Origin of the sequence: Pectobacterium peruviense (assembly GCF_002847345.1) — a bacterium.
Lineage (GTDB): Bacteria > Pseudomonadota > Gammaproteobacteria > Enterobacterales > Enterobacteriaceae > Pectobacterium > Pectobacterium peruviense.
This window is the reverse complement of the sequence record NZ_LXFV01000001.1, coordinates 99,137-113,859: the sequence shown is the minus strand read 5'-3', so window position 1 is coordinate 113,859 and position 14,723 is coordinate 99,137. Positions and strand designations below refer to the sequence as shown.

12 protein-coding genes are annotated in these 14,723 nt (G+C 51.0%); 7 read left to right on the top strand and 5 right to left on the bottom strand.

From position 1 onward, the window contains the following. Positions 1 to 46: 46 nt before the first annotated feature. Complete coding sequence (locus tag A0G03_RS00495; RefSeq protein WP_048260397.1) at positions 47 to 1,297, bottom strand: MFS transporter; 1,251 nt, start codon at positions 1,295 to 1,297, stop codon at positions 47 to 49. A 141-nt stretch (positions 1,298 to 1,438) separates the two neighbouring features. On the opposite strand from A0G03_RS00495, the gene A0G03_RS00490 reads away from it, so the two are divergent. The 3 genes from A0G03_RS00490 to A0G03_RS00480 all read left to right on the top strand — a co-directional run bounded on the left by A0G03_RS00490 (position 1,439) and on the right by A0G03_RS00480 (position 4,014). After that, positions 1,439 to 2,263, top strand: coding sequence for an AraC family transcriptional regulator (locus tag A0G03_RS00490; RefSeq protein ID WP_223250518.1), 825 nt, complete (start codon positions 1,439 to 1,441; stop codon positions 2,261 to 2,263). Positions 2,264 to 2,518: 255 nt separating this feature from the next. Continuing rightward, positions 2,519 to 3,151 carry a YbhB/YbcL family Raf kinase inhibitor-like protein gene (locus tag A0G03_RS00485; protein ID WP_048260398.1) on the top strand — a complete coding sequence of 211 codons (633 nt, stop codon included), beginning with the start codon at positions 2,519 to 2,521 and terminating at the stop codon, positions 3,149 to 3,151. Then, on the top strand, positions 3,148 to 4,014 hold the full coding sequence (locus A0G03_RS00480) for a helix-turn-helix transcriptional regulator (protein WP_048260400.1): 867 nt from the start codon (positions 3,148 to 3,150) through the stop codon (positions 4,012 to 4,014). The genes A0G03_RS00485 and A0G03_RS00480 overlap by 4 nt, the downstream gene beginning before the upstream one ends. Positions 4,015 to 4,255: 241 nt before the next feature. Here the strand turns inward: A0G03_RS00480 and prc are convergent, their stop codons facing one another. From prc to A0G03_RS00465, 3 genes are all read right to left on the bottom strand, one after another. Then, a complete protein-coding gene (prc, locus tag A0G03_RS00475; protein ID WP_048260401.1) occupies positions 4,256 to 6,271 on the bottom strand; it encodes a carboxy terminal-processing peptidase in 2,016 nt (671 codons plus the stop codon). A 19-nt stretch (positions 6,272 to 6,290) separates the two neighbouring features. Continuing rightward, a complete protein-coding gene (proQ, locus tag A0G03_RS00470) occupies positions 6,291 to 7,055 on the bottom strand; it encodes an RNA chaperone ProQ (RefSeq protein WP_048260403.1) in 765 nt (254 codons plus the stop codon). A gap of 84 nt (positions 7,056 to 7,139) precedes the next feature. Then, positions 7,140 to 7,646 carry a GAF domain-containing protein gene (locus A0G03_RS00465; protein WP_048260404.1) on the bottom strand — a complete coding sequence of 169 codons (507 nt, stop codon included), beginning with the start codon at positions 7,644 to 7,646 and terminating at the stop codon, positions 7,140 to 7,142. Positions 7,647 to 7,939: 293 nt separating this feature from the next. Between A0G03_RS00465 and yebS the strand changes: the two genes are divergently transcribed. The 4 genes from yebS to A0G03_RS00445 all read left to right on the top strand — a co-directional run bounded on the left by yebS (position 7,940) and on the right by A0G03_RS00445 (position 13,771). Further along, positions 7,940 to 9,220, top strand: coding sequence for a membrane integrity lipid transport subunit YebS (gene yebS, locus A0G03_RS00460; protein ID WP_048260405.1), 1,281 nt, complete (start codon positions 7,940 to 7,942; stop codon positions 9,218 to 9,220). Positions 9,221 to 9,222: 2 nt separating this feature from the next. After that, positions 9,223 to 11,865 (top strand): PqiB family protein, encoded by a 2,643-nt coding sequence (locus tag A0G03_RS00455; protein ID WP_048260406.1) that lies wholly within the window; start codon positions 9,223 to 9,225, stop codon positions 11,863 to 11,865. Between the two features lie 127 nt (positions 11,866 to 11,992). Beyond that, a complete protein-coding gene (gene rsmF, locus A0G03_RS00450) occupies positions 11,993 to 13,447 on the top strand; it encodes a 16S rRNA (cytosine(1407)-C(5))-methyltransferase RsmF (RefSeq protein ID WP_048260407.1) in 1,455 nt (484 codons plus the stop codon). Positions 13,448 to 13,579: 132 nt separating this feature from the next. Continuing rightward, positions 13,580 to 13,771 carry a YdfD/YebW family protein gene (locus A0G03_RS00445; RefSeq protein ID WP_048260408.1) on the top strand — a complete coding sequence of 64 codons (192 nt, stop codon included), beginning with the start codon at positions 13,580 to 13,582 and terminating at the stop codon, positions 13,769 to 13,771. A gap of 17 nt (positions 13,772 to 13,788) precedes the next feature. Here A0G03_RS00445 and A0G03_RS00440 read toward each other — a convergent pair whose 3' ends face one another. Next, a complete protein-coding gene (locus tag A0G03_RS00440; protein ID WP_048260410.1) occupies positions 13,789 to 14,484 on the bottom strand; it encodes an extensin-like domain-containing protein in 696 nt (231 codons plus the stop codon). Positions 14,485 to 14,723: the final 239 nt, after the last annotated feature.

The following is a 14,723-nucleotide window of genomic DNA, read 5'->3' as shown; positions in this document are numbered from 1 at the left end:
CGTCATGCCAAAGCGAATCACGCTTACGATCAATGGCTTATAAATATCAAGACAGATTATTCAGCGGCAGCGATTTTGATTTTTTGCGCGAATCCGGCATCAATAAAGTCGCGAGCCCAAGTAACGGAAGATAACCACAGGCATCATAGACCGACACAATTCCATAGATATCTGCCAATTTACCTAAACTGGCGGCAGCAATTCCGCCCACACCAAACATGGTGCCAAACATAATTCCAGCAACCATACCCGTTCTTCCTGGCACAACCTCTTGTGCATATACCACAAGTGCAGCAAACGCAGAAGACAGTACAAAACCAATGATGAGTGTTAACGTGACGGTCCAGAAAAAATTCGCATGCGGCAGGATCGGAGCGAACGGAATAACCCCTAAAAATGATATCCAGATCACTGCTTTGCGACCAATACGATCGCCAACCGGCCCGCCCGCAAACGTTCCAATCGCGACGGCTGCAAGGAAAGCAAACAGGCAGAACTGTGCGTCACGTAAGGTAATATCAAAACGTTGAATCAGGTAAAATGTATAGTAATTGCTGATGGAGGCTATGTAGGTGAACTTCGTCAGCATCAAAATACTGACAATGGCAACGGCAAGAATAACTTTGTCTCGGGGTAACTTTTCACCACTGAGGCTATCGTGTTTTTTGCTCTGCGCATGTCCGTGAGCGATAGTCCACTGGCTTATGCGGGTCAAAATAACAATGGCAATGAACGCGATGATCATTAACCACGCCACTGACATTTGCCCGTGAGGAAGTATCAAAAGTGCGGCAATCAAAGGACCGAATGCGGTGCCAGCATTTCCCCCGACCTGAAAAACTGACTGAGCGGTGCCAAACTTTCCGCCGGAAGCCATGCGGGCCACCCGTGAAGCCTCAGGGTGAAATGTGGACGACCCCACACCAACTAATGCCGCAGAGACGAGCAACAAGGTAAAGCTGTCAGCTATTGCCAACAAACCGATACCCAGAAACGTAACGACCATCCCTGCGGGTAAAAGATAGGGTTTAGGACGTTTGTCGGTATACAAACCGACCCAGGGTTGAAGAAGGGAGGCCGTGATTTGGTAAACCAGCGCAATCATACCGATTTGTGCGTACGACAGCGTGAAATTTTCTTTCAGCATCGGGTAAATTGATGGCAGCGTCGCCTGAATAACATCATTGCATGCGTGAGTTAACGCCACTGCACCGACGATGTTAACCAAAAATTTCCCCGTGTCATTCCCAACATGTGACTGTGTTGGTGTTGGTTCGCTTACTTCAGTAGAAGACATATTCTAGTTTCTCATTGGCAGGTGAGAAACAACATTATCTGCATGCCAGTTTTCACCATAAATCCTTGCTGGCCGGTACCTGACACCGAATATTCCACAGAAAAAATGTCGTTTCATTCGTACAGACTTGCGAAAAAAACTATGATAACGACATCTACTGAATTTGATACGCCAATCGATACAGATGAAATGACAATAGAAATGAACAATGCCGACTGGGGATATCTCGCCCGATCATACGAACGAGGAGAATTGAATCCGTCACACAAGCATAAACGGGGGCAACTGCTTTATGCGGTAAAAGGTGTGATGTTGGTTCAAACAGGTAGCCGGCAGTGGGTCGTCCCCCCTCAACGATCACTTTGGCTACCAGCGGAACAATGGCATTCCTTCACCTTGCTTTCTCATACTGAATTAAGAACGTTGTACTTCACTCCTTCGTTTGTGGCAGAAGCCTGCGGTATGAAAACGCTGGATCACATTCATATCATCGGCATGACGCCTTTCGCACAACACCTGATATCCAGTTTGTTTGAGCAATCTTTCAACCACTTGACACAAAAGTTGATCGCCCAATTATTGCTCAGAGTAGTGAATGAAACCGAAGCGCTTCCTGTCGATCTGGTGATGCCATGTGACGATAAACTACATAAAGTGGCTCAAGATATGCTCGTCAACGATAGATGGAACATTTCCCTCAGTGAATTCGCGGGACGGGTTGCAATGTCTGAACGCACGTTTTCACGCTATTTCACCGAGGATACCGGATGCAGTTTTCGGATCTGGAAGCAACGGGCGCGGATCTTTGTGTCTATGGACCTGCTTTCTAACGGTATGCCGGTCAAACATGTGGCCTATAAACTGGGTTTTTCATGCCCCTCTTCTTTCGTTGCCGCATTTCGCACAGTGACAGGTCAAACTCCTGCATGTTTTTCAGGACTGTCTGACATTCATAGTGATGAGTGACGTAGTTCATGAGCTAACACTTGTTGGTGGCTTGAACGCTCGTTTAGTGTATCAGAATCACCACTCGACGGTTTTTTTCAGCCCCCAGCGTCCCTATCTGACGTCATTTCTTTAACATCATTTGGCAAGTTTTCGCACCTAAAGCCATCATATTGACAGCTAAAAGCATTATCCTGACGGCATTAGGAAAATAATTACGCACGGATTCTTCTATAATGATTCAACACTCATAAGGATCACGATAGGAGCACCACCATGCTACAACTCTCCAGTCACAGTTTTCAGGACGGCGAAAATATCCCGGGCGAATTTGCCTTTGCCGTTCCAGATGCAAACAACCACATTGCGCTGTCTTCTAATCACAATCCCCACCTTGCCTGGCACGGCGCTCCTGAAGGGACCCAGTCTTTCGTGTTGATCTGTCACGACCCGGATGTACCCAGCCGTGGTGACGATGTGAATCAGGAAGGCCGCGAGGTTAGTGCCTCCCTGCCACGTGTTGATTTCTATCATTGGCTGTTGCTGGATATTCCCGCCAGCATCAGCGAAATTGCCGCCGCTTCGCATTCCAGCAGCATTACTCCGCGCGGAAAAGCAGGCCCAGATGCCCCAACAGGACTCAAACACGGCATCAATGACTACACTGTTTGGTTCGCCACCGACGAACAGATGAAAGGCACTTACTATGGCTATGATGGCCCGTGCCCGCCGTGGAACGATGCGCTTGTCCACCATTACATCTTCACACTGTACGCGCTCGCAACACCTGCCTTAGCGATAGAGGGTGAGATTAACGGGGCGAATGTCCGAGCAGCACTGGCTAACGCGCCAGTATTGGCAGAAGCGAAACTTACCGGACTGTATACGCTGAATCCTCAATTGTTATGAGTGTGACCGCTTTACATCCTGCTTCTCCGTCTCTCATTGAAGAGGCGGACTGGCGTTTGCCATCAGGCCAGCCGCTACAGCGGTATGGTCTGTGCGCATTAGCACAGCCTCATCTGCGCACACCACAGCAAACAACGCGTTTTCATTTTTATGAGGCCACGCTTCTGCTGGTTCTTTCTGGCCAATTGACCCTTATCGAACAGAATAAAATAACGACTGTCGACACACCGTCTCAGCTTTGTCTGATTACACCTGATGCAAGTGCCAATGTGACGAAAACGCCCGGTGGCCATGACTCCGTTTTTCGGTCAATCTTCCTGACATTTTCCCCCTCGCTTCTGGCGCGTTTTTATCTCCGCTATCCTGATGAATGTGCATCTGCGCATCATCTTCATTCCTTCACTACCCTCACGCTGGATAACGATCTCACCAACACATTGCAGTATTTGGTTGAAGGGATTACAGGCAACGAGCTCAATGAATCGCGTCTCGAACTTCGGCTGATGGATATGCTGCTGGTGCTGTCAGAACGAGGGTATCACTTTGGCGTACCGCCACAGCCCGGCGTTTCCACCCAACTACGTGCGCTCATCAGTGAGGCGCCGGATCGCCACTGGACCGCGCAGTCTGCAGGCCGTTTGCTGGCAATGAGCGAAGCCACGCTACGCCGAAGGTTATCCGCCGAGCAGACGCGTTTTGAAGTACTGTTATTAGAGACGCGGATGCAGCACGCGATGATGTTGGTACAGACGACGTCATGGAGTATGCAACGTCTGGCTGAGGCTTGTGGGTATAAATCCTCAGCTCGTTTTTCCGAAAGGTTTAAAAACCGTTTTGGCTGTTCACCAACCAAGATTCGTTAATCCACTATTGGCGGAGTAGCGCCACCATCCTGCAATATCTATACCCGTCATCTTTCAAGCTGCAGGTGTGTTGGCTTCCCTTACTCACCCCAGTCACTTACTGGAGTAAGTTCCTGGGGATTCCTGCGGTTGCCGCCTTCCTGCGACTCGAAATCTATTGGGTATAAAACAAAGCGCCCTGTCAGATAAACCAACAGGGCGCTTGGGACGGTCAAAAGATGATCAGAACAACGTTGGCGTATTACTCTTTCTGGTCTTGCGCCAAATCGTTAGCGATTTTCACCGTTTCATCCAGATAAGGATCGGGAGCCTGATAATCTTTCGGCAGATCTTCCAGCGATTTGAGCGGTTTCTTGCCTTCTCTCGCCAGTCGGTCGTTAATCCGATTCAGACGCATCGCTTCATCATCGTCATTCTCTTTCTCACGCTGAGCAAGATTGAGCGACACGAGGTTGCGCTTATCCTTCATCCCGTTGTAGCGGGCAATATCCTGCGCAACAAACTGGAACTCAGGATCTTTGGCGATACGCTCCTGATGATGCTCATTCAGTTTGCTAATCAGCGCCTTCAGATCGCCGCTCTTGATGTAGTTGGCCGCTTTGATGCTGTCCCAAGGTAACGCGTTATCTTCAAACTTCTCGCCGGTATCTACCGTCTCGGTGCCCGTTGGCATCATCACGTCAGGCGTCACGCCTTTCATCTGAGTACTGCCGCCGTCAATACGATAGAATTTCTGAATCGTGTATTGCACGGAACCCAGCGCAGGCCAGTCAGGGCGCAACATCTGATCGTAAATCCGATTCAGCGAGCGATACTGCTGTACGGTGCCTTTACCAAACGTCGGTTCACCCACGATCAGTGCACGACCATAATCCTGCATCGCCGCCGCGAAGATCTCAGAAGCGGAAGCACTGAAGCGGTCTACCAGCACCACCAGCGGGCCTTTGTAATACACAATGCCATCGGTGTCGCTGTCTTCACGCACTTTGCCATTATTATCGCGTACTTGAACCACAGGGCCGCTTGGGATAAACAGACCGGAAAGCCCTACAGCTTCCGTCAGCGCACCGCCGCCGTTAGTCCGCAGGTCAATCACGATGCTGCTGACGTTCTGTTTTTCCAGTTTCTGGAGCTGAACTTTTACGTCATCCGTCAGGCCGACATAGAAGCCGGGGATATCCAGCACGCCGACTTTATCTTTGCCGACCGTCTTGACGGACATTTTAACCGCGCGGTCTTCAAGACGAATACGTTCGCGCGTCAGCGTGACAATACGGGTTTTCGTCCCTTTGCCTGCCGGCAAAATTTCCAAGCGTACCTTACTGCCTTTCGGCCCTTTGATCAGCGCGACCACATCATCCAGACGCCAGCCGATAACATCCACCATCGGCTTACCGCTTTGGCTTACGCCAACCACACGGTCACCGACAGTAATGTTTTTGCTCTTCGCTGCTGGACCGCCTGGCACCATGGAATTAATCATGGTGTAGTCATCATCCATCTGTAACACCGCACCAATCCCTTCGAGCGACAAGCTCATTTCGGTATTGAATTGCTCGGTATTACGTGGTGACAGGTAGCTGGTATGCGGGTCAATTTCACGCGCAAAGGCGTTCATGACGAGTTGGAAGACATCTTCGCTGTTGCTCTGCGCCAAACGGCGAATCGCAAACTGGTAACGCTTGGTCAGCGTCTCTTTGATGTCTTTATCATCTTTACCGGTCAGCTTTAGGCTGAGCCAGTCATATTTTACCTTGGCGTCCCACAGGCGGTTAAGTTCACCCGCGTTCTGCGGCCAAGGGGCTTTGCTGCGATCGAGTTCAAACGTGTCATTGCCCGTCAAATCTACCGGCTTATCCAGCAGCGACAGTGCATATTGAAAACGCTCAAACCGACGTTTCTGCGCCAAATTGTACAACGCGTACGGAATATCCAGTTGACCAGATTTCAGCGCGTCACCCAACTGGGCTTTTTGCCCGGAAAATTGCGCCACATCAGAGGCCAACAGCACGTTGTGGCTGTAGTCCAGCATGTTGAGGTAGCGGTTAAAAATTTTCTCAGAGAACTGCGCATCCAACATAAACTGACGATAATGCGAACGCAGGAAACGTGAGGCCACCCTGTCGCTAACGGTAGCATGTTGAGGTTCCTGATGTAGCTGAGGGATCTGCTCAACACGCGTAATGTTTTCATTTGCAAAACTAGAGCCCGCCAGCAGTAAGCCTGCAATGGCGGTTATTCTGATTAAGTTGTTCATGCCCAGGTTGGCCTCCGTATCAGAACTGCAAGTGTTCTGCGCGTACAATCATTGCCAGTCCAGAAGCCAATTGTACTCTGACTTCGCCTTTGGCAATTTCAAGCACGGTGGCATCCATGGCGTCTTTGCCGGCTCTGACTTTGATTTCCTGACCGATTTGCAGTTTGGAAACATCCGTAACCGCAACCCGCTGACGTTCATTGCTGACAGGCTTCGCCTGACGCGGTTGAGCGTTCGCTGGTTGCTGAGAAGAGGACTGCGATTGGCCGGAAGAAGGTTTACGCGATGTATTGCTTCGAGATGCATGGTTTCGAGATGCATGGTTTCGAGATGCATCGTTTGAACCATCGCGGCGCGGCGCACGCTTCTGAGCAGGACGAGGAGTACGTGCCGCTTCTGCCGTTTCTCCGGCTGCTTCACGTTTTTTCGCCTGTTGCTCAGCACGCTGAGCCTGAACTCGCGCTTTCGCTTCTTCCAATTGCTTGCGGGCATGATCGACATGCTGCTGTTCCAACTCACCGCACGGGTTACCGTCCAGATCCACACGTTGGGCACCCAATTTCACACCGTACAGATATCGCCAGCTTGAGGTATAAAGGCGCAGCGCAGAGCGCAATTGCGTCTTACTGACGTTATCAGACTCCGGTACACGTTCAACAAGATCTTGAAAAATACCGATCTTTAACGGACGAGTTTCACCTTCAGTGGTGAAACAAAGCGGGAACCGCTCTGCCAAAAAGGCAATGACTTCTTTACTACTGTTCAACTTAGGTTGATTTTCCATGAAATTTCCTGATTACAACGGGTTTGCCAACCGGCGCAGGCATGAACAGGCGTCATTATAATGACGCCATCGGCAATTGCCACGTTAACCTTGTCTCAACGTGAGAGAATTGATGAATGTCATCACATCGCTCGCTTCCAGTTGAGCACAAAGTACGCTCACCACGGCCTTCAGCCCTTCTTCATCATCCGCGTCAAAACGCTGATAAAGGGTACTGTCAATATCCAGAACGCCAATCAACTGCCCGTTAACGACAAGCGGTAGCACAATTTCAGCATTACTCGCGGCATCACAGGCAATATGACCAGGGAACGCATGAACATCATCCACGCGCTGAATGCGATTTTCAGCAATTGCCGCACCGCATACGCCTTTGCCAACCGGAATACGTACACAGGCAACCTTGCCCTGAAACGGTCCCAGGAAAAGCGTGTCGTTATCCAACAGGTAAAACCCTGCCCAGTTAACCCCATCCAAACGTTCAAACAGCAGCGCACTACTGTTTGATAAAATCGTAATAAAACGGTTTTCATCCGCAATAAGCGATGACATATCGCGGATGAGATCCTGATAAAATTCTTGTTTATTCATACTTGTTTATTCATAAAGTATATCGTTGTCTTTTCAAAACGGTGCGGAAAGATCCCACACAGACTGCATAAGCATCTATTACAGAATGCCATAAGATTAACGCCTTCGCGCGAAGAATCATTCGCTTTACTGTATCGTTGTCGTGCATATAGTGCTATTCCCAGCAGCAAAATAACATCGGTCAGAGATCATATCCTTTTATGAATTGATCATTCAGTTACACTGAGTCGCAGTGAATACGTTATCCATCGGGAATAACGGGGTTCGACACCTTCTACCGGATCGCAGGAAAGATGAAAATACATAATATAGCCAGCCCTGCGCCGTTTTCTTCTCCCCGACCACCGCTAACCGGTGGTGCGAAAAGCACCGTGTCTACTCTAGATCGCTACCATCGCTGCCCGGAATGTGATGCTTTTTTTGCGCTGCCACAGCTGAAGCGAAACCAGACAGCAAGCTGCCCACGCTGCGATGCCACAGTCAGTTCAGGCAGAGACTGGACCATTTCCCGGCTTGCTGCAATGGCCGTCGCCATGCTAGTGCTCATGCCGTTTGCCTTTACCGAACCGTTGATCAGCATTCGTTTGCTGGGTGTCACCATCAATGCCAGCCTGTTCGAAGGCATTTGGCAAATCACCCGTCAGGGGCACCCGCTCACGGCAAGTATGGTTGCCTTTTGTACCGTTGGCGCGCCGCTAACATTAGTTTTTTCGCTGCTATATCTGTTTTTTGCTCCCCGAATCGGCATGAACCTGCGCCCCATCCTGCTCATGTTGCAACGGCTAAGAGAATGGATGATGTTGGATATCTATCTGGTTGGTATGGCCGTCGCCGCGATCAAAGTCCGTGAATTCGCGGATGTTCAGGTGGGTATCGGGCTGGTCGCCTTTCTGGCATTGATGATCTTAAGCCTGTTGACGCTGATTCACTTAAATACCGACCAGCTTTGGCAGCGGTTTTACCCACGGCTGAGGCCATTGATTTCACCAGAACGCTACCGAATCTGTCTTTCCTGTCATTTCACCAGCTCACCTGACAATCAGGGACGCTGCCCACGTTGCCACATTCCGCTCCGCTTGCGTCAGCGGCAAAGTCTGCAAAAATCTTGGGCAGCGCTCATTGCCTCTATAATTTTACTGTTCCCCGCTAACCTGTTGCCCATATCGATTATTTATGTCAACGGCGCACGCACGGAGGACACCATTTTTTCCGGCATCCTTTCACTCGCATCAGGCAATGTTCCGGTCGCGCTGGTGGTCTTTATCGCCAGTATTCTGGTGCCGTTTACTAAAGTTATTGTGCTGTTTGGGCTACTGATAAGTATTCATATCCGCTCAGAAATCAGCATAATGATGCGCATGAAAATGCTGCGTGTTATCCGTTGGATCGGTCGCTGGTCTATGCTCGATTTATTTGTGATTGCTTTGACGATGTCGCTCGTCAACCGCGATCAACTACTCGCTTTTACCATGGGGCCTGCTGCCTTTTATTTTGGCGCAGCGGTGATTCTCACTATCCTTGCAGTCGAATGGCTGGATAGCCGGCTGATGTGGGATAACACTGATGTGGAATAACAATGCAAGATAATACGTCCGGGACACCAACCGAAGCTGCTGTAAAAAACAAGCGTCGCCTGTCGCCATTTTGGCTGCTGCCGCTCATTGCACTGATGATTGCCGGCTGGCTGATTTACACCAATCAGCAGGAACGCGGGGCGACGGTCACCATTGATTTTGTTTCCGCCGACGGTATTGTCGCCGGACGTACGCCCGTGCGCTACCAAGGGGTAGAAGTAGGCACCGTACAAAATATCAAGCTAAGCGACGACCTACGCACGATAGAGGTTGAAGCCAGTATCAAAAGCGATATGAAGGAAGCGTTGCGCAGCGGTACGCAGTTCTGGTTGGTTACACCGAAAGCCTCTCTCGCCGGCGTTTCAGGATTAGATGCGCTGGTGGGCGGCAACTACATCGGTATGATGCCTGGTTCCGGCGAGGCGCAAGAACACTTCTCCGCGTTGGATACGCAGCCCAAATATCGCGTTAACACTGGGGAATTACTGATTCATCTCCACGCGGACGATCTGGGTTCGCTGAATACCGGCTCGCTGGTTTACTACCGTAAAATTCCGGTGGGGAAAGTCTACGACTATACCGTTTCTCAGGATCGCAGCGGTGTGATGATTGACGTGCTGGTTGAACGCCGTTTCACCCATTTGGTGAAGAAAAATAGTCGCTTCTGGAATGTGTCTGGTTTTAATGCCGACATCAGCGTCAGCGGTGCAAAAATTGAGATGGAAAATCTGGCGGCGCTGGTGAACGGTGCCGTTGCATTCGATTCACCGGAAGAGAGCGAAGACGCCGGTGCCGAGCAATCCTATCGCCTCTATCCCGATCTGGCACAAAGCCAGCGCGGGGTGAAAATCACGCTAGATTTACCTTCGGGCGACAGCTTATCCGAAGGCCGTACGCCGCTGATGTATCAAGGATTGGAAGTCGGGACACTCAATAAAATCACGTTAAATCCAGGTGACGGTAAGGTCAGCGGAGAGTTGATCATCGATCCTTCCGTAATTTCGCTGATGCGGGAAGGGACGCGTATCGAACTCAGCAAACCTCAACTTTCACTTAGCGACCTGAATGTGTCACGCCTTCTGAGCGGCCCAACACTAACCTTACTACCCGGCGAAGGCGAGCCACGCCAGCACTTTGAGGTATTGGATAGCGGGCAACAGCAGCTCACCCAACCCGGCGCGCTCTCCATTCAGCTTACCGCGGCACAAAGTTACGGCATTGATAGCGGCCAGCCCGTTTTGCTGCACGGCGTGCAGATTGGTCAGGTGGTGAAACGTACGTTGGACGAGCAAGGCGTCAGCTTCATTTTGGTGATCGAGCCGCGATATCGTCAGCTATTACATCGCGACAGCAAATTCATCGTTAACAGCCGCCTGAATGTAAAGATGGGGCTGGATGGGATTCAAGTGTTGGGTGCCAGCGCACAAGAGTGGATCAGCGGCGGTATTCAGGTTCTACCGGGCAACAAAGGTGACGTTCAGGCACGCTACCCGCTGTTCAGCGATCTCGAAAAAGCCGAGGAAGGCATTCGTGGTTCCACCCCCTCGCCTACCCTCACCTTGGTGACCGATAGCTTGCCAGATATTCAGGACGGATCCATCGTGCTGTACCGTAAATTCCAGGTGGGCGAAATCATGCGGGTGCGCCCCAAAGCGGATACCTTTGAGGTCGAGGTGTATATCCGCCCTGAACACCGCAAACTGTTGACAGAAAACAGCGTATTCTGGGCAGAAGGTGGTGCCCGTGTGCAGTTGAACACCTCAGGTCTGACCGTGCAGGCTTCGCCGTTGAATCGTGCGCTTAAAGGTGCGATCAGTTTTGATAATTTGGAAGGTGCTCCGGAAATTAAAGGCGGTAAGCGCGTTCTGTATAATAACGAAACCGCCGCGCGCGCCGTAGGGAGCCGCATCATTCTGCGTACCTACGATGCCAGCAAACTCGCACCGGGTATGCCGATCCGCTATTTGGGCATCGATATCGGCCAGTTGGATTCGTTGAAGCTGTCCGAACAGCGCAACGAAGTGCTGGTGCAGGCGGTACTCTATCCTGAATATGTGCGTAATTTCGCCCGTTCTGGGACACGTTTTTCCGTCGTCACTCCAGAAATTTCCGCAGCGGGAGTGAATCATCTCGAAACGCTATTCCAGCCTTATATCAACGTCGAACCGGGCAATGGCAGCGTAACCCGCAACTTTGAACTGCAACAGGCTACCATCTCTGATTCCCGCTATCAGGACGGTCTGAATATCAGCGTTGATGCGCCGGAAGCGGGAGCATTACAGGTTGGCACTCCGGTTCTGTTCCGCGGTATCGAGGTGGGTACAGTAACCGGACTGTCGCTGGGCAATTTGTCGGATCGCATCGCAGTATCACTACGCATCAGCAAACGCTATCAACATCTGGTACGCGATAATTCCGTCTTCTGGCAGGCTTCGGGCTACAATCTGGAATTTGGGCTGGTTGGCGGCGTCATTAAAAGCGGAACCTTCCAGCAGTTTATTCGCGGTGGTATCGCTTTTGCCACTCCACCCAGCACGCCACTCGCCCCTAAAGCACAGGAAGGAAAGCATTTCCTGCTAAGGAACGAAGAGCCTAAAGAGTGGCGGCAATGGGGTACGGCGATCCCCAATATTCCAGAGAATTAACGTTCATCACCTATCAGGGCGGCGATTGCCGCCCTGTCGTTTTCACGCTATCGATAAAAGATCCGTGCTACACTTCGCCGCTTCTTCTTCTTCTCGTTTGACTGAATAACCTGTACGGAACCACGCCGTGGCAAAATTTACCCCAGCCAGCCTGCCTGCTGAATTTCTCGACACTATGCGGGACATCATGCCTTCATCCCTTTCGATGGAGGATTTTATTGCCGCCTGCCAGCGCCCGTTGCGCCGGAGCATCCGCGTCAATACGTTAAAAATCAGCGTCGATGACTTTCTACAGTTGGTGCAGCCTTATGGTTGGCAGCTTGAGCCGATTCCTTGGTGCCAGGAAGGTTTCTGGTTGCTTAATGTGGAAGAGGAAAACACGCGACTAGGCAATACATTGGAGCACCTGAGCGGGCTATTCTACATTCAGGAAGCCAGCTCCATGCTACCCGTCAGCGCCCTGTTCCATCGTAACACTGCGCTGGGCACGATTCTGGACGTCGCGGCCGCACCGGGTTCCAAAACAACGCAGATCGCGGCACGACTGAATAATGAAGGGGCAATCATCGCCAACGAATATTCAGCCAGCCGGGTAAAAGTGCTGCATGCCAACATCAGCCGCTGCGGCGTCAGCAATACCGCGATTACACACTTCGATGGGCGGGTTTTCGGTGCCGCACTGCCGGAATGCTTTGATGCAATTTTGCTGGATGCCCCATGCTCGGGCGAAGGCGTGGTACGTAAGGATCCGGCGGCGATGAGCCACTGGTCGCAAGCGAGCATTACTGACATTGCCGCTACGCAGCGCGATCTGATTCTGAGCGCGTTCCATGCACTGAAACCGGGTGGCGTAATGATTTACTCCACCTGTACGCTGAATAGGCAGGAAAACCAGCAGGTCTGCCGTTGGCTACAGGCACAGTTCCCTGATGCATGTGAATTTGAATCGTTAGACGATCTCTTCACCGACGCTGAACTCGCCACAACGGAAGAAGGCTTCTTGCACGTCTTCCCACAGATTTATGACAGTGAAGGCTTCTTTGTTGCCCGTTTGCGTAAAACGGCCAGCGTGCCGCCGCTACCACGCCCTGGTTATAAAGTCGGTAAATTCCCGTTCTCTCCGGTCGCACACAAAGATCGTGCGTTACTCACAGAAGCTGCACGTAAACAAGGTATTCGCTGGGATGAGGAGTTACTTCAGCTGTGGCAGCGCGATAGTGAGATTTGGCTCTTCCCTGCGGCACTGACCTCTGCTTTCGGTAATATTAAATTCTCACGCATTGGTATTAAACTCGCAGAACGCTTCCCCAAGGGTTTCCGCTGGCAGCATGAAGCGATTGTCGCGTTGGCCGACCCGAACGCAAGCAATGCCTATGCACTGAACGATAGCATCGCCTGCGAGTGGTTTCAGGGCAAAGACAGCTATCCAGAGCCGCTTCCTACTGCGGATGAATTGATTTTAACCTACCAGAACACGCCCGTTGGCTTGGCAAAACGCATCAGCAGCCGGATAAAAAACAGTCTGCCGCGCGATTTAGTTCGAGATGGCGCGTCCTCCGCACTGCCTCTTTCTAAAGAATAATTGCGGTTTCTGCATCAGGTGGCGAGAAAACCACCTGATGAACAGCCGTTCTCCCTTTCCTCACTGATTTTCATCTACAATTATTTCGATAGCGAGAAAGCATCGCGGCAATAGTAATGTCTGGAGAACAGCATGGTTGCATTAGTGATATTTGTTTGTTATCTCGGGCATGGCTGTGACGATTTGGTCGTCGGCGCCTACAACACCGAAGCGCAATGTCTGCAAGCGATGGATGAACAGCGCCTGCGCCGTGCTGGCTGCTTCCCTATCGAAGAGTATATTGATGGTTTCTGGATCCCAGCGCAGGAGTACGCTGATTTTTAATCCTTTCCTGTATATGCCTACCGACACAGGCCAAAACCGCGCATGCCAAAGTGAAAATGATTAGCATGTGCAGCGTTATATTCCGGCCCCAACGCGTTACCGAAAAAACGACAGCTTTCCTCAAACGTATTGCGTAAATAGCGCCCACGATCGTCCGTATCCGACCACTGATTCAGCACGCTAACCTGCCGTCCGTCAGACAGGCGAAAAGCGGCGATATCCCACGCATCTGCCGTTGCATGCTCACTCAAACGCCCTTCTGGTCGATGATAGACATTTCGACAGGCATAGCTGCCCATATGATCGATACGCGTCAGCGACGTACCAAGAGACTCCGCCTGCGGCACTGCAACCTGCGCCACAAACATCGTGCTACTCAGCGCCAATGAACAACTGGCAAGAAAGCTGGAACTGAGCGTGACCGCGCCAAAACCTTGAACCCGAACAGGTGACGCTACCGGACATTGCCCACTGATATCATTGGCCTTGGAGAATCGCAGCCACCCATTTTCCTGCGCCTGCTTTAGCACCTCCAGACAGGCTTCGGGATCGTTGGCGACAGACTTCATTTTCAGTCGGGTAATAAATGTAGGCGGGTCAACGACGGACAACGGAGAGAAAGGATCGTAACCGGGCGGAAGCTGGCGCTGAATCCAGGGTGCAAGAGCCACTAACACCCCCAGTATCACCGCAAATATCACCCATCCTCGCATCAGCGTCGTCTCCTGATTATTTTCTTCTCCTGAGTAATATTATGCTATTAACGCAAACTCGGCCGGATTCATCCCCAACGATACACCCGCCTCAACGATTTTCTGCCACTCCTGATCGGACAGATAAATACCGTCAGCCATGCATTTTTCCTGCGAGCGCAACAAAAAAGAACAATATTTTTGAAAAAGAATAACAAATCTCTCTGATATTCATTGCCACCTTATGCCGTTATCATTTC

Coding starts and splice junctions, on each gene's coding strand:
- A0G03_RS00480 (WP_048260400.1), top strand. CDS start 3,148: ATGAGTGTGACCGCTTTACATCCTGCTTCTCCGTCTCTCATTGAAGAG.
- A0G03_RS00485 (WP_048260398.1), top strand. CDS start 2,519: ATGCTACAACTCTCCAGTCACAGTTTTCAGGACGGCGAAAATATCCCG.
- A0G03_RS00445 (WP_048260408.1), top strand. CDS start 13,580: ATGGTTGCATTAGTGATATTTGTTTGTTATCTCGGGCATGGCTGTGAC.
- A0G03_RS00440 (WP_048260410.1), bottom strand. CDS start 14,484: ATGCGAGGATGGGTGATATTTGCGGTGATACTGGGGGTGTTAGTGGCT.
- prc (WP_048260401.1), bottom strand. CDS start 6,271: ATGAACAACTTAATCAGAATAACCGCCATTGCAGGCTTACTGCTGGCG.
- A0G03_RS00455 (WP_048260406.1), top strand. CDS start 9,223: ATGCAAGATAATACGTCCGGGACACCAACCGAAGCTGCTGTAAAAAAC.
- A0G03_RS00495 (WP_048260397.1), bottom strand. CDS start 1,297: ATGTCTTCTACTGAAGTAAGCGAACCAACACCAACACAGTCACATGTT.
- proQ (WP_048260403.1), bottom strand. CDS start 7,055: ATGGAAAATCAACCTAAGTTGAACAGTAGTAAAGAAGTCATTGCCTTT.
- A0G03_RS00465 (WP_048260404.1), bottom strand. CDS start 7,646: ATGAATAAACAAGAATTTTATCAGGATCTCATCCGCGATATGTCATCG.
- yebS (WP_048260405.1), top strand. CDS start 7,940: ATGAAAATACATAATATAGCCAGCCCTGCGCCGTTTTCTTCTCCCCGA.
- A0G03_RS00490 (WP_223250518.1), top strand. CDS start 1,439: ATGATAACGACATCTACTGAATTTGATACGCCAATCGATACAGATGAA.